Source organism: Anaerostipes stercorihominis, from assembly GCF_057535655.1.
In genome coordinates this window covers 1-18,489 of the sequence record NZ_BAAJCL010000024.1, presented here as the reverse complement: position 1 = coordinate 18,489, position 18,489 = coordinate 1, and the positions used below count along the sequence as shown (strand labels likewise).

Annotated in this window: 17 protein-coding genes; 15 read left to right on the top strand and 2 right to left on the bottom strand. The window is 42.4% G+C overall.

Annotated features, from left to right (window positions below):
* Positions 1 to 32: 32 nt before the first annotated feature.
* A complete protein-coding gene (locus AC27EF_RS13435; protein ID WP_487111277.1) occupies positions 33 to 1,439 on the bottom strand; it encodes an amidophosphoribosyltransferase in 1,407 nt (468 codons plus the stop codon).
* Between the two features lie 188 nt (positions 1,440 to 1,627).
* Here AC27EF_RS13435 and carB point away from each other — a divergent pair, with 188 nt between their 5' ends.
* From carB to AC27EF_RS13415, 4 genes are all read left to right on the top strand, one after another.
* Entirely contained in the window at positions 1,628 to 4,852 is a 3,225-nt protein-coding gene (gene carB / locus AC27EF_RS13430; protein ID WP_487111276.1) for a carbamoyl-phosphate synthase large subunit, read from the top strand.
* A gap of 289 nt (positions 4,853 to 5,141) precedes the next feature.
* Positions 5,142 to 6,101 (top strand): P1 family peptidase, encoded by a 960-nt coding sequence (locus tag AC27EF_RS13425; RefSeq protein ID WP_487111275.1) that lies wholly within the window; start codon positions 5,142 to 5,144, stop codon positions 6,099 to 6,101.
* A 34-nt stretch (positions 6,102 to 6,135) separates the two neighbouring features.
* The gene (locus AC27EF_RS13420; protein ID WP_487111274.1) at positions 6,136 to 6,768 is read left to right on the top strand and encodes an endonuclease III domain-containing protein; all 633 of its coding nucleotides are present in this window, start codon (positions 6,136 to 6,138) and stop codon (positions 6,766 to 6,768) included.
* Between the two features lie 269 nt (positions 6,769 to 7,037).
* Entirely contained in the window at positions 7,038 to 8,717 is a 1,680-nt protein-coding gene (locus tag AC27EF_RS13415) for an aryl-sulfate sulfotransferase (protein ID WP_487111273.1), read from the top strand.
* A gap of 25 nt (positions 8,718 to 8,742) precedes the next feature.
* Here the strand turns inward: AC27EF_RS13415 and AC27EF_RS13410 are convergent, their stop codons facing one another.
* A complete protein-coding gene (locus AC27EF_RS13410; RefSeq protein ID WP_487111272.1) occupies positions 8,743 to 9,333 on the bottom strand; it encodes a YczE/YyaS/YitT family protein in 591 nt (196 codons plus the stop codon).
* Between the two features lie 180 nt (positions 9,334 to 9,513).
* On the opposite strand from AC27EF_RS13410, the gene AC27EF_RS13405 reads away from it, so the two are divergent.
* The 11 genes from AC27EF_RS13405 to AC27EF_RS13355 all read left to right on the top strand — a co-directional run bounded on the left by AC27EF_RS13405 (position 9,514) and on the right by AC27EF_RS13355 (position 18,291).
* The gene (locus AC27EF_RS13405; protein ID WP_487111271.1) at positions 9,514 to 10,386 is read left to right on the top strand and encodes a LysR family transcriptional regulator; all 873 of its coding nucleotides are present in this window, start codon (positions 9,514 to 9,516) and stop codon (positions 10,384 to 10,386) included.
* Between the two features lie 108 nt (positions 10,387 to 10,494).
* Positions 10,495 to 11,019 (top strand): ECF transporter S component, encoded by a 525-nt coding sequence (locus AC27EF_RS13400; protein ID WP_487111270.1) that lies wholly within the window; start codon positions 10,495 to 10,497, stop codon positions 11,017 to 11,019.
* An 18-nt stretch (positions 11,020 to 11,037) separates the two neighbouring features.
* Positions 11,038 to 12,183: a pyridoxal-phosphate-dependent aminotransferase family protein gene (locus AC27EF_RS13395; RefSeq protein ID WP_487111269.1), complete on the top strand. Its 1,146-nt coding sequence runs from the start codon at positions 11,038 to 11,040 to the stop codon at positions 12,181 to 12,183.
* A gap of 215 nt (positions 12,184 to 12,398) precedes the next feature.
* Positions 12,399 to 13,310, top strand: a complete 912-nt coding sequence (locus tag AC27EF_RS13390; protein ID WP_487111268.1) for a transglutaminase-like domain-containing protein — start codon at positions 12,399 to 12,401, stop codon at positions 13,308 to 13,310.
* Between the two features lie 22 nt (positions 13,311 to 13,332).
* Positions 13,333 to 14,373, top strand: a complete 1,041-nt coding sequence (locus AC27EF_RS13385) for a type II secretion system F family protein (RefSeq protein WP_487111267.1) — start codon at positions 13,333 to 13,335, stop codon at positions 14,371 to 14,373.
* A gap of 11 nt (positions 14,374 to 14,384) precedes the next feature.
* Positions 14,385 to 14,720 carry a hypothetical protein gene (locus AC27EF_RS13380; RefSeq protein WP_487111266.1) on the top strand — a complete coding sequence of 112 codons (336 nt, stop codon included), beginning with the start codon at positions 14,385 to 14,387 and terminating at the stop codon, positions 14,718 to 14,720.
* Positions 14,721 to 14,724: 4 nt separating this feature from the next.
* On the top strand, positions 14,725 to 15,201 hold the full coding sequence (locus tag AC27EF_RS13375) for a DUF4860 domain-containing protein (RefSeq protein ID WP_487111265.1): 477 nt from the start codon (positions 14,725 to 14,727) through the stop codon (positions 15,199 to 15,201).
* Between the two features lie 8 nt (positions 15,202 to 15,209).
* Positions 15,210 to 15,653: a type IV pilus modification PilV family protein gene (locus tag AC27EF_RS13370; RefSeq protein WP_487111264.1), complete on the top strand. Its 444-nt coding sequence runs from the start codon at positions 15,210 to 15,212 to the stop codon at positions 15,651 to 15,653.
* Positions 15,640 to 16,128 carry a hypothetical protein gene (locus AC27EF_RS13365; RefSeq protein WP_487111263.1) on the top strand — a complete coding sequence of 163 codons (489 nt, stop codon included), beginning with the start codon at positions 15,640 to 15,642 and terminating at the stop codon, positions 16,126 to 16,128. Before AC27EF_RS13370 ends, AC27EF_RS13365 begins: the two co-directional genes overlap by 14 nt.
* Before the next feature lie 12 nt (positions 16,129 to 16,140).
* On the top strand, positions 16,141 to 17,199 hold the full coding sequence (locus AC27EF_RS13360; protein ID WP_487111262.1) for a type IV pilus twitching motility protein PilT: 1,059 nt from the start codon (positions 16,141 to 16,143) through the stop codon (positions 17,197 to 17,199).
* 153 nt (positions 17,200 to 17,352) lie between these two features.
* Complete coding sequence (locus AC27EF_RS13355; RefSeq protein ID WP_487111261.1) at positions 17,353 to 18,291, top strand: anthrax toxin lethal factor-related metalloendopeptidase; 939 nt, start codon at positions 17,353 to 17,355, stop codon at positions 18,289 to 18,291.
* The last annotated feature ends 198 nt before the right edge of the window (positions 18,292 to 18,489 follow it).

Here is an 18,489-nt window from a genome sequence, read left to right as displayed (position 1 = left end):
AAAAAAATCTTAGGAATATGAAGAAAATGGTTTTATTCTTTTCCATCCCAGCAATAGGTACATAGCTTGCTGCGGTCAATTCCCACGGAGTCAATCATATCGTCCAGCCGATGATAGCGCAGAGATGTAAAGTTTAATTGTTCACAAATTTTTTGGATCATCTCCTGGTATTCCGGTGTGTCAGGATTTGAGAAAGCTTCCAAATGGACATTGGTATAATCTCCGGCAATTTCTTTGATGATTCTGCGGGTAATCAAATCCATCTCAGAAGAAGAACGGGAGAAGTTCAGGTATTTGCATCCATATAAAATCGGCGGACAAGCCGGACGAATATGGACTTCTTTTGCTCCGCTCTGATACAGAAATTCGGTTGTCTCTCTTAGCTGCGTTCCGCGAACAATGGAATCGTCAATGAGCAGCAGGCTCTTATCCTGAATTAAATCATGAACCGGAATCAATTTCATTTTAGCAATTAAGTTGCGTTTGCTTTGGATGGTCGGCATGAAAGATCGAGGCCAGGTCGGAGTATATTTAATAAAAGGTCTGGAAAAAGGAATTCCGGATTCATTTGCATATCCGATGGCATGTGCTATACCGGAATCAGGAACACCGGCTACGGTATCTGGAGAAACATTGTCTCGCTGTGCTAATTTTTTTCCGCAGTGATAGCGCATTTCTTCCACGCTGATTCCTTCGTAAGAAGAAGAAGGATATCCATAATAAACCCAGAGGAAGGTACAAATCTTCATATCTTTTCCAGGGGCTGCCAACGTTGTGACATTCTCTGGAGTCATAATGACGATTTCTCCCGGCCCCAGTTCCCGCAGAGGCTGATATCCAAGATTTAAGTAGGCAAAGCTCTCGAAGGTCAGGCAGTAGCCGTCCTCTTTCTGACCAAGTGCGATCGGAGTACGTCCCATTTTGTCTCTGGCGGCATAAATTCCTTTTGGAGTCATAATCACAATGGAAATGGATCCGTCAATAATCTCCTGCGCCAATTGAATTCCTTCAATAATATTGTCTCTCTGGTTAATAATGGAAGCAACAAGTTCTGTCGCATTGATATCACCTCCGCTCATCTCCAGAAAATGCATATGTCCGGATTTGAACATGCGGTTTATAATTTCGTCGATGTTGTTTATTTTTCCGATAGTCATAATGGCATAGGTGCCATGGTGAGAGCGAACAATCAAAGGCTGAGGTTCATAATCTGAAATACAGCCAATTCCCATAAACCCACGCATTGTATTGACATCTTTATCAAATTTCGTGCGGAAAGGTGCGTTTTCGATGTTATGGATCGCACGGTCAAAGCCGTCCTCCTTGCTGTATACAGCCATACCGGCACGTCGTGTTCCCAGATGGGAATGGTAATCCGTTCCAAAATACAAATCAAACACACAATCCTGTTTTGAGGTTACACCAAAAAATCCGCCCATAAATTCCTCCATTCTTTTTCAAGCAGTTTTCTAAAATTTCATTATTCCAAAAGTTCAATCTTATTATAACGAAATTCAGAAGAAGGAACAAGAAAATTCAAGGATTCCTTTAAACATGGAACAAAAACCTTGTGATTCTTACATTTTCCGAATATAATAATTGATAGAGTCAAGAGGAGGAAATTTTTATGCCAAAAAGAACAGATATTCACAAAGTGTTAATTATTGGGTCCGGTCCGATTATTATCGGACAGGCATGTGAGTTTGATTACTCCGGAACCCAGGCCTGCAAAGCACTTCGCAAGCTGGGATATGAGATCGTGCTGGTGAATTCTAATCCTGCAACGATTATGACAGATCCTGAGACAGCAGATGTAACTTATATAGAACCGCTGAATGCGAAACGACTGGAAGAGATTATCAAAAAAGAGCGTCCGGATGCACTTCTTCCGAATCTCGGCGGACAGTCTGGGTTAAATTTATGTGAAGAGCTATATAAGAAAGGAATTCTCGACAAATATGATGTAAAGGTAATCGGCGTACAGGTAGAGAGCATCGAGCGTGGAGAGGACCGTATCGAATTTAAAAAGGCCATGGATGAGCTCGGAATTGAAATGGCACGCAGCGAGGTTGCATACAGTGTAGAGGATGGTTTAAAGATTGCGGAAGAGCTGGGTTATCCGGTTGTTTTGCGTCCTGCCTATACAATGGGCGGAGCCGGAGGCGGTCTGGTTTATAACAAAGAAGAATTAAAAATGGTTATGGCGCGAGGACTGCAGGCAAGCCTTGTAGGGCAGGTGCTGGTAGAGGAGTCGATTCTCGGCTGGGAGGAACTTGAGTTAGAAGTTGTCCGCGACTGCGAGGGCAATATGATTACGGTTTGTTTTATTGAAAATATTGATCCGCTGGGAGTTCATACGGGAGATTCTTTCTGTTCTGCTCCGATGCTGACAATTTCCGAAGAATGCCAGAAGAGGCTTCAGGAACAGGCTTATAAAATTGTAGAATCTGTACAGGTGATCGGAGGAACGAATGTGCAGTTTGCTCACGATCCGGTTTCTGATCGAATCATTGTCATTGAGATTAATCCAAGAACATCCCGTTCTTCCGCCCTTGCGTCCAAGGCGACAGGTTTCCCGATTGCTTTGGTTTCTGCGATGCTGGCGGCGGGATTAACTTTAAAAGACATCCCGTGCGGAAAATATGGCACATTGGATAAATATGTTCCGGGTGGAGATTATGTGGTAATTAAGTTTGCCAGATGGGCATTTGAGAAGTTTAAAGGTGTGGAAGATAAGCTGGGAACACAGATGCGTGCAGTCGGCGAGGTTATGAGTATCGGAAAGACATACAAAGAGGCTTTTCAGAAGGCAATACGAAGTCTGGAAATCGGCCGTTACGGATTAGGTCATGCGAAAGATTTTGGTTCCATGACGAAAGAGCAGCTTTTAAATCTTCTGGCAACACCGTCCAGTGAGCGGCATTTTATCATGTATGAGGCGTTAAGAAAAGGCGCTTCTGTGGAGGAAATCTTTGAGCTTACAAAGGTAAAGCATTATTTTATTGAGCAGATGAAAGAATTGGTGGAAGAGGAAGAAGCAATTCTCGCAGGCAAAGGTGCGCTGCCTTCCGATGAATTGCTGACTGCGGCAAAGAAAGATGGATTTTCTGATAAATATTTAAGTCAGCTTTTGGAGATTTCCGAGGAAGAAATCCGAAATCATCGGATTTCCATCGGTGTTGAGGAGGCATGGGAAGGCGTCCATGTCAGTGGAACTCAGGACAGCGCTTATTACTATTCTACCTATAATGCGCCGGATCAGAATCCGGTTCGCAAGGAGAAACCGAAAATTATGATTTTGGGCGGAGGTCCAAACCGAATCGGTCAGGGAATTGAATTTGACTACTGTTGTGTTCATGCATCCCAGGCGCTGAAGAAAATGGGATTTGAAACAATCATTGTAAACTGTAATCCGGAAACCGTATCTACAGATTATGATACTTCGGATAAGTTGTACTTCGAGCCGCTGACCCTGGAAGATGTATTGAGTATTTACAAAAAAGAAAAACCTTTGGGTGTTATTGCACAATTTGGAGGACAGACGCCATTGAATCTTGCGGCAGAACTGGAGAAGAACGGAGTAAAAATTCTCGGAACCTCTCCATCAGTGATTGATTTGGCAGAAGATCGTGATCTGTTCCGTGAGATGATGGGAAAACTGGAAATTCCGATGCCGGAGTCGGGAATGGCAACAACCGTCGAAGAAGCATTGGAGATTGCAAAGAAAATTGGTTATCCGGTGATGGTTCGCCCGTCATATGTTTTAGGCGGACGAGGCATGGAAGTGGTCTATGATGATGAGAGCATGACAGGTTATATGGAGGCTGCAGTGGGTGTAACTCCAGATCGTCCGATTTTGATTGACCGTTTCCTGAATCATGCGATGGAATGTGAGGCGGATGCGATCAGCGACGGAACCAATGCCTTTGTACCTGCTGTCATGGAGCACATTGAGTTGGCAGGAGTTCATTCTGGAGATTCCGCATGCATTTTGCCTTCTGTGCATATTTCAAAAGAAAATCTGGAGACAATTAAGGAATATACAAGAAAAATTGCAGAGGAGATGCATGTAAAAGGTTTAATGAATATGCAGTATGCAATCGAGAATGGTAAAGTTTATGTGCTGGAGGCAAACCCGAGAGCATCCCGTACAGTGCCGTTGGTCTCTAAAGTCTGCAACATTCGCATGGTGCCGCTGGCAACGGAAATTATCACCGCTGAGCTTACCGGAAAACCATCTCCGATTCCAAGCTTAAAAGAACAGGTGATTCCGAATTACGGAGTGAAGGAAGCGGCGTTCCCATTTAATATGTTCCAGGAAGTTGATCCGGTATTAGGACCGGAAATGCGTTCAACCGGAGAGGTTCTTGGTTTATCTGATTCTTATGGAGAAGCTTTTTATAAAGCGCAGGAAGCAGTACAGGCAAAATTGCCGTTGGAAGGAACGGTTTTAATTTCTGTAAATCGAAAGGATAAGGATGAAGTCGTGGACGTAGCGAGAGGATTTGCGGACTGCGGATTTAAGATTCTGGCTACAAAACACACCAACGAATTAATTCAGGCAGCGGGTATTCCGTCAGAAAGAGTGAATAAGCTGGTGGAAGGACGACCGAATATTCTGGATTTGATTACCAATGGAGATATTGATCTTGTAGTCAATTCCCCGGTAGGAAAAGATAGTATCCATGATGACAGCTATTTAAGAAAAGCTGCAATCAAAGCAAAAATTCCATATTACACAACCATAGCGGCGGCAAAGGCAGCGGCAGATGGAATTTCCTATATTAAGAATCACAAGAGCGGTGAAGTTCGTTCCCTGCAGGAGCTTCACAGTGAGATTCATGATAAATAACATAAAGACTGAAAGAAGGAGATAAAAGGCAGCCTATTTCCAGACGCCAGGTTCTCTTCCGGCAGCAAGTGAAAGATACTTGCTTGTCCGGAAAAGAATCGGGTGGGAAATGGCTGTTTTTTTGTAATATAGGAAAGCTTTAACTTTCCCAGTATTATAAAAACACTCCGTGGGATGCACACTTGTCTGCTTTGTTTCAGGGAATTTCCGTGTACAAATCAAGGAGAATATCTTATAATTGTGAAAAGAAGAAAACTCAGAGACAGGTTTCAAAGGAGATCAGTTAGCGATGAAGAAGATCAGTATAGGGGATATGGAAAACATGAAAATCGGCAATGCACAGGATCATCAGGCGGGAACCGGATGTACGGTTGTGATTTGCGAGCAGGGTGCACCGGCGGGGCTTGCTGTTTTTGGAGGGGGACCCGCATCCAGAGAAAGCCAGCTGCTAAATTCGACCGCGGCAGCAGAGAAAATTCATGCTGTTTTATTGAGCGGCGGCAGCGCATTTGGACTGGATGCCGCAGGCGGAGTGCAAAAATATTTGGAGGAACGGAAGATAGGGTTTGACGTGGGCGTGACAAAAGTGCCGTTGGTGTGTCAATCTTGTCTGTTCGATCTGACAGTTGGGGATGCTAAAATTCGTCCCGATCAAACGATGGGGTATGAAGCCTGTATTGGCGCAGAAAATTCAAACTATCGGGATGGAAATTTTGGAGCGGGAACCGGAGCTACGGTTGGGAAATTGTATGGAATGGATTATTGCATGAAATCGGGAATCGGAAGCTATGGGGTTTCGATTGGCGATTTGAAAGTAGCGGCAGTCGTAGCGGTCAATGCACTGGGCGATATATTTGATTGGAAAAATGGAGAGAAAAAAGCCGGTCTTTTGGCAGAAGACCGGCATACATTCCGATTTACGGAAGAGGAGGTTTTTCAAAGCTATGAAATTGTAAAAAATAAATTTGTATCCAACACTACCATTGGAGTGGTTTTGACCAATGCAAAATTTGAGAAAGTGCGGTTAAATAAAATTGCCCAGATGGCGCACAACGGGTATGCCAGATCCATTCGTCCGGTCCACACATCAGCGGACGGGGACAGCATTTATGCGTTGTCTGTGGGAGACATTCCGGCAGATTTGGATGTTGTGGGAACACTTGCCGCTCAGGTGATGTCGGAAGCTATTTTGAAAGCGGTAGAAAGCGCACAGGGAGCGTATGGTTATCCGTCCATCAAAGAATTATAAAATTTGAAGGGGAAAGAAAGGAGAGACACAAAAGATGACAAAAAAAGATTTGGCATTGGAAGTCATTGCCCGCTTAAAGAAAGAATACCCGGATGCCGGATGTACATTGGATTATGATGAAGCGTGGAAACTGCTGGTGAGCGTAAGACTTGCCGCTCAGTGTACGGATGAGAGAGTGAATGTTGTAGTAGAGGGACTATTTGCAAAATATCCGGATGTAGAATCTTTGGCAGCTGCTGATCCGGCAGATATTGAAGAGATTGTCCGTCCCTGCGGACTGGGAAAAAGCAAAGCAAGAGATATCAGTAAATGCATGAAAGTATTAAGAGATGAATATGGAGGAAAGATTCCTACAGACTTTAAATCATTATTAAAGCTTCCGGGAGTCGGACGAAAAAGCGCCAATTTAATTATGGGAGATGTTTTCGGGGAACCTGCCATTGTGACAGATACTCATTGTATTCGTCTTGTCAATCGGATTGGGCTGGTAGATGGAATCAGGGACCCGAAAAAGGTAGAAATGGAATTGTGGGAAATCATACCGCCGGAGGAGGGCAGTGATTTTTGTCACCGACTGGTTTACCACGGAAGAGATGTCTGCACGGCAAGGACAAAGCCTCATTGTGACCGATGTTGTCTTTCTGACATCTGTGATCAAATGATATAATACATACAGAAATAAAAAAACCGCTTGCAAAAGCGGCTTTTTTATTGAAAAGAAAGAATTCCTCAAAGCAAACACTCGGTTGAACAGCGATTGCGGATAACTCAGAGAAAGTAAGACACAAAAAATTCATTTTTGTAACATAAAAGTAACATATTTTGATCAAAAGACGGACACATATCCAGAGTATTCTAACATTATAAACATATGGTTGATGAATATTTGACTTCATGAAGAGAGAAAGGCTGATGTGTTTTGGAAAGGAGATTAAAATGCCCAAATTGAAAAGAAAAAAGATTAAAAAAGAGATGAAACTTCTGATTTGTACACTGATTATGGGAATTGTGGTCATCAGCGGCGCAATCTCATACAAAATTTATGCAGAACATAAAAAAAGCAGCACAGAGACGTCCTCCGATACAACGAAAACAGATATGGATGTTGGGAAGACAATTCTCAGCTCTGAAGAGAAAAAAACATTGGAGGATTTTAAAGAGGTTTACAATGAAAAAAATCAGAAGCAAGTCAAAGAAACGATAGACAAGCAAAAAAAGAAGGGGAATTATACAGAGGATAATATGTTGGTAAAGTACAATCCCTTTGGAACCAATACACAGTCTCTTTATATTTATTTTCAAACAGAGGATGCAGTATCTGTCTCCTATAAAGTTCGTGTATCGGACAGCAGCATCAAAGATTTTTCTCAGGATGTTTATCAAAAGAAAAAATATCAGAAAACTCATGAATTCCAATTGATCGGATTGATCCCTAACACAGAAAATACCATTACCATTACTATGAAAACAAAGGACGGAAAGGAACAAAAGAAAACTTTTTCCTATAAAATGGAAGATCTGCAGGGGAAAGAAGAGACTCGTCTTTCGTTGACTGCCGGAACTTCAAAGCAGAAGCTTTCCAATGGTTTGTATGTTGTGATGGGAAATGACAGTGAAAGCCTGGATTTTATGTATTATTATGATAACAATGGAATTTTAAGAGGAGAAGTTCCGATTCTCGGGTACCGGAGTCATCGGCTGTTATTTGATGATACGGCGATGTATTACAGTATTTCCCAGACAAAAATCGCTAAGGTCAGCCGACTGGGACAGGTATTGAAGGTCTATGATACCGGAATTTACAATTTGCATCATGACTATGTGTTTGATGATGACGGAAACATTCTGACTCTGGCAACGGATACAACAAAAAATACAGTGGAAGACGTAGTGATTCGGATCAATAAGAGGACCGGAGAAGTTTCCAATGTTCTGGACTTGGAAAGTCTGCTTGGAGACTATAAGACAAGTCTTGGAAAAGATGATGATGAAGATTTGGACTGGATGCATATCAATACCATTCAGTGGCTGGGCGATGACGAGATATTATTAAGCTCCAGAGAAACATCCACCATTCTAAAAGTGAAAAATCTGTACAAAAAACCTGCGATTGATTATATGATCGGAGATGAAACTTTTTGGGATGATACGGGGTATGAATCATTGCTTTTGAAAAAGAAAGGAAACTTTACGATTCAGGGCGGACAGCATTCCATTACCTATGTGGAGGATGAGAAATTAAAAACAGGTCAGTATTACCTTTATATGTATAATAATAACATTGGAATCAGCGAATCCCGTACAGACTTCCGCTGGTCAGACATAGGACTTGATAACAGTGAAGCTTCCAAGGGGGATTGTTCTTATTACTATAAATATCTGGTAGACGAAAAGAAAGGAACCTTTGAATTGATAGATTCTTTTAAAGTTCCGTATTCCGGGTATGTTAGCAGTGCACAGAACATCGGCGGCAATACAATTACGGATAGTGGGATGGCAGGAGTTTTCGGAGAATATGATGAGGATCACAAACTGATTTCAAGTTTTCAAATGGAAATGGAAAAATTTATTTACCGCGTTTATAAATACGACTTTCAAGGCTTCTATTTTTCATAATCAAGAATACCTGAGTTTCTGTTGATCAGAAGCCGAGGTATTCTTGAATTTGCCGACGGAAAACAGAGGAAAAAAGGTTGGTTATGGTTCCGCTTAAGAAGGCGGCAATGACCGTTCCGATTCCGACGGAAGACAATCCGGGGAGCAGCAGAAAGGATGCTAAGGCGGAAACGGCAGTGAAGAGCGATTCCAGGGAAACACGGACTGCGCCGAAACTGAAATGTATTTTATCTGAAATGCTTTTTACCAGACCTTCCATCGGCATGACTGCAAAACCGGAATTTATGGTGAAACTGACACCGATGGACAATACAATGCAGGCAAAGATAGATAAAAAGATTTTCTCAAGGAGACCGGCAGGCGTAAGAAAGAGCATTCCCAGAGATGTCAACTCAAGAAAGACGGAATAGAGGAATGTCAAGCCGAGCTGCATCACCTGAGTTTTACCGAAATGCTGTAAAACCAGACTCTCTGCGACTAAAAAAGCAGCATTGATCAAAAAATTGAATAAAGCATAGCTGTGAAAGGGAAATAGATAAGATAAGGTCAGTGCGATTGTACAGCTGGGAGCCACACCAAGCGCTGCTTTTAAAAATAAATTGGAGCCTGCGGACATAATCAGCAGCCCCAGAAAATAAAATAAAACTCTATGATACAAGAAAGTACGGTGTTTCATGAGCGGCGATTCCTTTCCTAAAATGATTTTTTGTGCTCTTATTATAGGCAGGCGCGGGCTTTACAGTCAATTCCACTTTTGGTATGATATATTCCGAAAAGGAATAAATAGGGAAGAGCGATGGAAATACAACAGTTATATTATTATATGGAATTATGCAGGCAGAAAAATTTTACGGAGGCAGGGTATGTCTGCAATATGACGCAGGGAGCTTTATCCAAACAGATTCGGAAACTGGAAGGAGAGCTGGGGGTTACGCTGATCCGCAGAAATACGAGACATTTTGAGCTGTCCAGAGAAGGGGAGGTACTGCTGGAATATGCCGGACAAATGGCCTCCTTGTATGAGGAAATGCTTCAGAAAGTCCAAAAGAACAGAGAAATAAAGATTGGCTGTATGCCGGTATTAGCGCCATATCATTTGGCAAGGACGCTAAACGAATTTCATGAGCAGCACCCGGAAATTCAGCTGGTGTTGGAAGAAAAACGGGCGCAGGAGATTTTAGAATCAGCGGATTCCTATGATTTTATGATTCTCAGAGAGTCAATGGGGAGCATTGATGCCAAGTATCGGCGTATTCCGCTGTATGATGACAGACTTTGCGCTGTGTTATACGATGATCATCCGCTGGCACAAAAGGGGAGCATTGCGTTAAAGGAGCTATCAGAAGATTCTTTTGTTTTTCCGGAAAAGGGAAGCAAAAGTTATGAGATTTTTTTTCAAAGCTGCGAAAAAGCAGGGTTTTCTCCGAATGTTGCTTATGAATTTCCGCAGGCAAACACCATTATGAGTTTTGTAAGTGAGGGAATTGGCGTAACCATTACATTTGAAAAGGTTTATGAAGATGCCAAATGTCAGGGGATCAGGAGGGTTCCATTAAACGATGAGTTTCACTATCCGGTATCTTTAATGTACCGGAAAAACAGGCCGTTAGATTATGCGCAAAGATTATTTTTGGAAGATATGAGAAACCGGGCGATCCTTGGAAAATAAAACTGGCACTATTAATTTTTGAAAAACTGGATGTTTTAAAAATGCCAAAATTAGATTAAATTATAGAACAAGAAGAAAACAATTGATATGGCAGGGAGGAATCATCCAATGAAATCAGAAGCAAAAATTCAGTTTTTAGCAATGACAGCAATGGCGGCAGCGCTTACTTATGTGTTTACTGCATTTGTGAATGTGAGGCTGCCGATTGCTGCAAATGGAGGCTTAATTCACCTGGGAAATGTGCCGTTGTTTGTAATGGCAATGCTGTTCGGACGCAAAATAGGAATGACTGCAGGTGCGGTGGGGATGGGACTTTTTGATTTCCTGTCCGGATGGACCTTATGGGCGCCGTTTACGTTTGTGATTGTGGGAGTTATGGGGTATGTGATCGGTGCAGTTTGTGAGAAACATTCACAGTATCGTTGGAAAGTGCTCTCTGTGATCCTTGCACTGGGAATTAAAATTGCAGGCTATTATCTTGCAGAGATAGTACTTTATGGGAACTGGATTGCGCCAATGGCATCTGTTCCGGGCAATGTGATACAGATTACAGTGGCAGGAGTCATTGTTCTGGCAGTGATTCGGCCAATTGAGATTGCCCTGCAGAACATGGGGTTTCATCAGTTTGCATAATTTAAGGAGGGGATCGATATGAAAGAATATAAAATTATGACGCCGGGGCCGGTTCAGGTTCCGGAAGATGTAAGGATGGCAAGGAGTCGTTCAACAACCAATCCGGATCTGGATCCGGTATTTTTCGATGAGTATAAAGAAACCTGTGAATTAATCAGCGAGCTGCTTCATACAAAAAACGAGACTTTGATTTTAAGCGGCGAGGGAATTTTAGGTTTGGAGGCAGCATGTGCGTCTATGACAGAGCCGGGAGATCGGGTTTTAGTTTTGGATAACGGAATTTACGGGAAGGGATTTGCAGATTTTGTTTCGATGTACGGAGGAGAGCCGACGCTTTATACTGCAGATGACAAAAATACACTGGACCCTGAAAAACTGGAAGTATATTTAAAGGAACATCATGATTTTAAATATGCGACGTTGGTGCATTGTGATACGCCCAGCGGAATGTTAAATGATATTCATGCAATCAGTCCGTTGTTAAAATCCTATGGGATCATGACTGTTGTGGATTCTGTATCCGGAATGTTTGGGAATCCGGTGGACGTAGATGCCGCACAAATTGATCTTTTATGCGGCGGATCACAAAAAGCAGTATCGGCGCCTCCCGGACTGACCTTTGTGACAATCAGCAGAGAGGCAAAAGAAAGCATGGAGCAGAGAAAGACGCCAATTGCATCTTTTTACTGCAGTCTGCAGATCTTTCAGGGGTATTATGAAAAGCAATGGTTTCCATACACGATGCCGATTAGCGATATTTACGGACTGCGGGCAGCTATGGATCGGATAAAAGAGGATACAGATTTACTGAAACGGCATCATAGAATTGCAGAGGCTGCAAGATTTGCGATCAAAAGTTTCGGACTTTCTCTTTACGCGGAAAGCGGGTATTCGGATACCGTAACGGTTTTTAAGGTGCCTGTGGGAATGAATGCCAATGAGATTCTAAGCCGAATGAGAGAAGTTCATCAGTTGATGCTGGCTGGCTCTTTTGGAAGTCTGGAAGGAAAAGTTCTTCGCATCGGTCATATGGGTGCCAATGCGAATTTCGGCGATATGCTGGAAGTGATGGCAGCATTGGAGGAAACGCTGCGATACTTCGGATGGAATGCGCAGAACGGACTGGCGGAAAGGTTTCAATTCAAATACAATCAAATGGTATAGAGAAAGAGGAAATGGGGGTCTGATTCTCAAAACAGATCTCCATTTCCTGTTTCTGCGGAAGATTCTATGTGAATGGGATTGGCTTTGGATTCTTTTTTTGAAAAGTCAAAGTACAGCCATAGAAAAAGAAGAAAAACTTTGATATACTAAATTTAAAAGGTCAGGGGGAAGATTTTGCTTGGCGATGCAGCATAAAAAATGCAGGGAGGAATGTTATGTGCCACAGAATTCGGGTGTGGCTGATTTTATTATGTCTGCTTTTTGTTTTTTCAGCAGGCGGATGTGGAAACAGAGACAAGGAAGAGAAGCAGGAGCGGACAGCCGGGGTGTTAAAACCCAGTGCGCCCGGAAAAGAGGTTCTGGATTATGGAGATGCCAAGATTGATATCTCCAATAAAAATCAGGGATATGTGGCAGTTCGCTATACCGGGGCAGCGCAGAAAATCAGCGTAGAAATGATAGGAAAGAATGAAAAAGTCTATAAATATTTTTTGGAGAGAACAAAGCATCCCACATATTTCCCGTTAACCAGCGGCAGCGGCACATACCAGATTTCTGTCTACGAGAATGTCAGTGACGATGAGTACAGTGTGTTAATGATGGACAGCTTTGATGTGAAACTGGAAGATAAGTTTTTGCCGTTTTTATATCCAAATCAATATGTAAATTTCTCAAAAGACAGTAAGGCGGTTCAAAAGGCGGAGGAACTGGCAAAAGGAACAAAAGAAGGATTAGAGATTGTAAAAAAAGTTTATCACTATGTGATCAACCATGTGACGTACGATGATGAAAAGGCAGAAACAGTACAGTCTGGATATCTTCCGGTGATTGATGAGACGTTGAAGACAAAAAAAGGAATTTGTTTTGATTATGCCGCGCTGATGACGGCAATGCTTCGGTCTCAGGGAATCCCGACCAAACTTGATATTGGGTATTCCGGAGATATATATCATGCATGGATCAGCACATGGCTGGAGGAAAAGGGCTGGGTGGATAATGTGATTGAATTTGATGGAAAGAGCTGGAAGCTTATGGACCCAACGCTGGCATCCAACAGCGAAAATGAGGAAGATTTAAAGGATTATATTGGGGAAGGAGAGCATTATGTGCTCCAATATAGTTACTGACGCTGTTTGAAAGGGGAAGACAATGCAGAAAAAACTGAACAATGACGAATTGATTGTATTTTGTAGGCAGATGAGCCTGATATTGAAATCCGGAATTTCAGCGCTGGAAGGAATTTATATGATGGAGGAAAACAGTGAATCAGAAGCGGGGAAGGAAATCTTTCGTGAAATCCGGGCAGAGCTGGAATATACCGGGTTATTGTATCCGGCAATGGAGCGGTGCGGCGTATTTCCGGATTATGTTCTGCATATGACAGAAATCGGAGAGCAGGCGGGAAGGCTGGATGAGGCAATGCAGTCTCTGGCAGATTATTATCAGAGAGAAGAAGAAACTGCGGCAGCTGTGAAAAGCGCCGTCACTTATCCGGTGATAATGCTTGGAATGATGGTTGTCATTGTTGGAGTCTTGTTTATAAAGGTTCTGCCGGTGTTTGAGCAGGTTTATTTACAATTAGGACAGGAGATGACAGGGGTTGCGGCAAATATTTTAAATCTTGGAAAATGGATGCGCAAGTCTGCATTTGCTCTGGGTACTTTGGCGGTGTTGGTGCTGGTCGGGGCGCTGCTGTTTTCGTTTTCCCAGAAAGCCAGAAGGTGGTTCTTGAAAAGAATAGAGAAGTTTGGTCTGATGAAAAAAATTGCATGGAAGCGTGCCGGAGCAAGATTTGCCGGTGGGATGGCGATGGCATTAAAGAGTGGTTTGGATATAGATCAAAGCTTAGAAATGGTAGAAAGACTTGTGGAGTATGAGCCTCTGAGAGAGAAAATTGCAGTATGCAGACAAAAGACAGGCAATGGAGGCGACTTCTCCGAGGCAATTCAGGAATCTGAAATTTTTCAGGGGATGCAGGCAAGAATGGTTGTGATTGGATATCAGACAGGAACAATGGATGAGGTTATGGAACAATCTGCGGATTTGTATCAGAGAGAACTCCATGGACAGATCGAAAGAATGATTGGAATTCTGGAACCTACCTTAGTTGGAGTTTTATGCGTGATTGTTGGGATTATTTTACTGTCTGTGATGCTGCCGTTAATGGGAATGATGGCAGGAATCGGGTAAGGAGGCCATCCATGAAAAATCGGTTTCAGAAACAAAAAAGCGGAGGTGTCGGAAAAGCTTTGCTGGTTCCGGTGGTTTTATGCGTTTGTATGACAGCGCTGCTGTGGAGCGGAAGCAGCCGTATTTTTTCGGAGACGAAAGAACGCCAAAAAGAAGGAATTCGGGAGGCTGTTTTGCGGGGAGCGGTGCACTGCTATGCGGTGGAAGGAAGATATCCCGGGACATTGACTTATTTGGAAGACCATTATGGGGTGAGGTATGACAAAAAGAAGTTTATTGTGTCTTATGAAATTGTCGGATCAAATCGTATGCCTTCTGTGACAGTGATTGCGTTGGATGAGAGGTGATAAAGTGGAGACACGGACAGATCATAAAGTGGATACAATTTTTATTTTTGTTTTATTTGCTGTGTTTACCATCTGCGCGTTTACCATTGTTATGATTGGAGCAGAAGTGTATCAGTCAACAACGAAAGCTATGAGCTGCAATTATGAGAAGAGAATTGGGCTTTCTTATGTGACCGAAAAGATTCGGCAGTGGGATCAATCCGGAAGTATTTCTGTGGGATCTTTTCATGGGAAACAAGCGTTAATATTGGAAGAAGAAATTGAAGGAAAGATATATCAAACCTTTCTTTATTGTGAGAGAGGCGCAATTCGAGAATTAATGGTGCGCAAGGATATCAAGAAAGAAAAGCTTCGGGGAGAGAAAATTGTTGATGCGAAAGCGTTTCAGATTCAAAAAAAGGGTCAGGTATACAGCATTTTGATTACTGGAAAAGATGGAGATCAATATAAAACCTGTATTTATCAAAGAAGCCGGAATTAGGAGGAAACATGGGCCGTCAGAAACATCATGGTGGAAATTTTATATTAATTGAATTGATGATCGCATTGTTTTTCTTTGCAATATCCGGTGCTGTTTTGCTTCAGATCTTTGTGAAGGCACATCAGCTTAGTACGTCTGCACAAGAAAAGACTCAGGCATGGAATTTTGCAGCGAGGGCGGCAGAACTGATCGAAGCCGGTCAATTTCAGGAACAAGATTTACAGAAGGAGTTTTCAGGACAGTATACGGAGGATGGAACATATCTCTGCTATTTCGATCAGGGATGGAAGGAAACCAATCGCAGCAAAGGGTATTATGTGATGAAAATTGCAATCAGACAAAGCGGCAGAACAACAAAGGGGGAGATCAAAGTTGCGAAGGGCAAAAAAATTCTTTATCAGTTAGATGTAAGCTCTTATCAGACGGAAAGGAGAGGCTATGAAAAAACGTAAAATGCCTTTTCTGGGAATTGGGGCTGCGTCGATTTTGCTGATTTTAACCATTGTAGCCTTATCGGTTTTTGCCACCTTAACATTATCCAGTGCAAAAGGTGATGAGCAGTTGAGTCAGAAGCTGGCGGATCGGACAGCTGCCTACTATCGGGCGTCTAATGCGGCAAATCGCACATTAGCTCAGGTGGATCAGCGCCTTTGGAAGCTTTTTAAGAGTTCTGGAAATCAAAAGGATTACATGCGAAACGTTGAGCGCAGTGTGACCGGATTAGCTGGCGTATCATACAATAAACAAGACAAGATTTTATCGTTTCACAAAAAAATAACAAAGGAGCAGAAGCTTTCGGTACAGTTAAGGATTGTATACCCAAACAAAAAGGGTGACGCCTGTTATCAGGTGATACAATGGAAAAATCAGGCGTCTTCCAAGTGGAAAAAAGACACCTCACTTCCGGTGTATCGAAAAGATTCTTAAAAGGTGACAGATATGAATATGGAAGAATTTTTAAAAATGGCGGCAGAGAGTGAGGCGTCTGACTTATTTATTGTTGCAGGACTCCCGCTTTCAATGAAAGTAAAAGGAGTGATTTGTCATGTCGGCGAACAGAAAATGATGCCGCAGGATACGGAAAATTTAATTCGGGAAATCTATCAGAAAGCAGGGAATCGGGATATTTCTCATTTTCTGGAGTCCGGTGATGATGATTTTTCTTTTGCAATTCCCGGGCTGTCAAGGTTTCGTGTCAGTGCATATAAACAGAGAGGTTCTTTGGCAGCAGTCATTCGGGTTATTGCCTTTCACCTTCCAAAACCGGAACAGCTGGGACTTCCGGAGAGACTTTTACAATTTGGAGAGCTGAAAAAAGGTCTGATTTTGGTCACAGGACCGGCAGGCAGCGGAAAATCAACAACTTTGGCATGTATGGTGGACCGGATCAATGAGACAAAAGAGCGTCATATTATTACGCTGGAAGATCCGCTGGAGTTTTTGCACCATCATAAGAAAAGCATTGTAAGCCAGCGAGAGGTCAGCATGGATACGGCAAGCTATGTAAAGTCTCTGCGGGCGGCTTTACGACAGAGTCCAGATGTGATTTTGCTTGGAGAAATGAGAGATTATGAGACAATTCAGGTTGTAATGACTGCCGCAGAGACCGGTCATCTGGTATTTTCAACGCTGCATACAATCGGGGCGGCAAATACAGTAGAACGGATTATTGATGTTTTTCCGCCCAATCAGCAGCGTCAGATTTCCATTCAGCTGGCATCTGTTCTTCAGGCTGTGATATCTCAGCAGCTGGTACCGGGAATTGACGGAACCTTAGTACCGGTCTTTGAGATCATGGAGGTAACTCCTGCGATTCGGAATATGATTCGGGAGAGCAAAGTACATCAGATTGACGGGTTAATTTATTCCTCATCCGGCGGGCAAATGATTTCCATGGATCAGTCGTTAATTCAGGCGTGGAAAGAAGGAAAAATCACAAAAGAAACCGCAGTGCAGTTTGCTGCCAATCCGGAAATGCTGACAAAGCGCTTGAGATAGTTTTGGGAAAAAATTGGCGTGAATGGTAATTGACAAAAAAAACAGGACATAGTAGTATGAAACCAAATGACATCTTATGGGGATTTTCGGAATTAGGGAGAACGAAAATGATAGAAGAAACAGTTCGATGAAAGAAAAATAAGGGGGAAATCTATGAAAAAGAAAGTTATCATTGGACTCTTGGCAGTGATTGTCGTGGCTGCGGGGGCATTCGGTGGTGTGAAATTTTATCAGTATCAGCAGAGAACAAAGCTTGAAAAGCAGATGGCAGCGTTTGAGAGCGTGGATACCTTGAAGGATTCCGGAGAAAAAACAGTCACCATTGACGGTATTAAAGTACCTCTTGGTAAGAAGCCATCGGTTTCCACAAAAACAACAACGAAGAGAAAAACAAAAGTTCAGAGATTAAAGAAAAAAGCGAAAAGAAGTGTTGTCAGAACAAGAGTTCATACAAAGAAATCAACAAAGACTTCACAGAATAGGAAAGAACGCAAGGTAGTCAAGACAACGGTCGTTACAACAACGAAACAGTATGACAAGAAGGGTTCCAAAAAGAGAACTGTAAAAACAACGATTAAGACAACGGTTAAGACTACCACTGCAAAACTGACACAGATGTCCGGGGTATCTGGAACTACTTTAAGAACCTTAGGATCGCAGGCAGATAAGAAGATTTTGGATGCATTTGAAGATTTAAAATTTAAGATGGTGATTAATAAAAATGCAAAAGCTACCGGAGTTTTCAGCGTGAAAAGTCATAAGATTGAGATTCAGAGTGCGAGATCCTCTGTCCTGCTGCACGAGCTGGGTCATTTTGCAAGTTTCCTTGCAGGAGATAAAGCCGGTACCAGCGAATGGAAATCAATTTATTCTGCGGAAAAGAATAAATTTACAGGATATAATAAATCCTATGTGACCAGATCGGCTTCAGAGTATTTTGCAGAATCTTATAAGGATTATAAAGAAAATCCATCTGCATTAAAATCAAAACGCCCTAGAACCTACAAATATGTAAAAAGCGTTATTGATGGAATCAGCAACCGGGATGTTCAGAAAATCAGAAATACATACGGAGAATATTGGGGATTATAAAACCTTTGAAAATGGGAAGCGCTGTTAGAAAGCGCTTCTCATTTTTCATGATATAGGAAAGTTTCCCTTTTCCTATATCATGAAATGCCTTATACCCCATTTGATAGACACATAGAACGAGTGGTATAATCTATCCAGAAAGTCAGGAGGAAGAATTATGGCACAGACGTACAGTATCGAATTCAAGGAAGAGGCATG

Bases quoted from the DNA above. Each gene is read 5' to 3' on its own strand.
- AC27EF_RS13400 (WP_487111270.1), top strand. From the start codon at position 10,495: ATGAAATCAGAAGCAAAAATTCAGTTTTTAGCAATGACAGCAATGGCG.
- AC27EF_RS13390 (WP_487111268.1), top strand. From the start codon at position 12,399: ATGTGCCACAGAATTCGGGTGTGGCTGATTTTATTATGTCTGCTTTTT.
- AC27EF_RS13425 (WP_487111275.1), top strand. From the start codon at position 5,142: ATGAAGAAGATCAGTATAGGGGATATGGAAAACATGAAAATCGGCAAT.
- carB (WP_487111276.1), top strand. From the start codon at position 1,628: ATGCCAAAAAGAACAGATATTCACAAAGTGTTAATTATTGGGTCCGGT.
- AC27EF_RS13405 (WP_487111271.1), top strand. From the start codon at position 9,514: ATGGAAATACAACAGTTATATTATTATATGGAATTATGCAGGCAGAAA.
- AC27EF_RS13370 (WP_487111264.1), top strand. From the start codon at position 15,210: ATGGGCCGTCAGAAACATCATGGTGGAAATTTTATATTAATTGAATTG.
- AC27EF_RS13365 (WP_487111263.1), top strand. From the start codon at position 15,640: ATGAAAAAACGTAAAATGCCTTTTCTGGGAATTGGGGCTGCGTCGATT.
- AC27EF_RS13355 (WP_487111261.1), top strand. From the start codon at position 17,353: ATGAAAAAGAAAGTTATCATTGGACTCTTGGCAGTGATTGTCGTGGCT.
- AC27EF_RS13420 (WP_487111274.1), top strand. From the start codon at position 6,136: ATGACAAAAAAAGATTTGGCATTGGAAGTCATTGCCCGCTTAAAGAAA.
- AC27EF_RS13360 (WP_487111262.1), top strand. From the start codon at position 16,141: ATGAATATGGAAGAATTTTTAAAAATGGCGGCAGAGAGTGAGGCGTCT.
- AC27EF_RS13410 (WP_487111272.1), bottom strand. From the start codon at position 9,333: ATGTCCGCAGGCTCCAATTTATTTTTAAAAGCAGCGCTTGGTGTGGCT.
- AC27EF_RS13435 (WP_487111277.1), bottom strand. From the start codon at position 1,439: ATGGGCGGATTTTTTGGTGTAACCTCAAAACAGGATTGTGTGTTTGAT.
- AC27EF_RS13415 (WP_487111273.1), top strand. From the start codon at position 7,038: ATGCCCAAATTGAAAAGAAAAAAGATTAAAAAAGAGATGAAACTTCTG.
- AC27EF_RS13385 (WP_487111267.1), top strand. From the start codon at position 13,333: ATGCAGAAAAAACTGAACAATGACGAATTGATTGTATTTTGTAGGCAG.
- AC27EF_RS13380 (WP_487111266.1), top strand. From the start codon at position 14,385: ATGAAAAATCGGTTTCAGAAACAAAAAAGCGGAGGTGTCGGAAAAGCT.
- AC27EF_RS13395 (WP_487111269.1), top strand. From the start codon at position 11,038: ATGAAAGAATATAAAATTATGACGCCGGGGCCGGTTCAGGTTCCGGAA.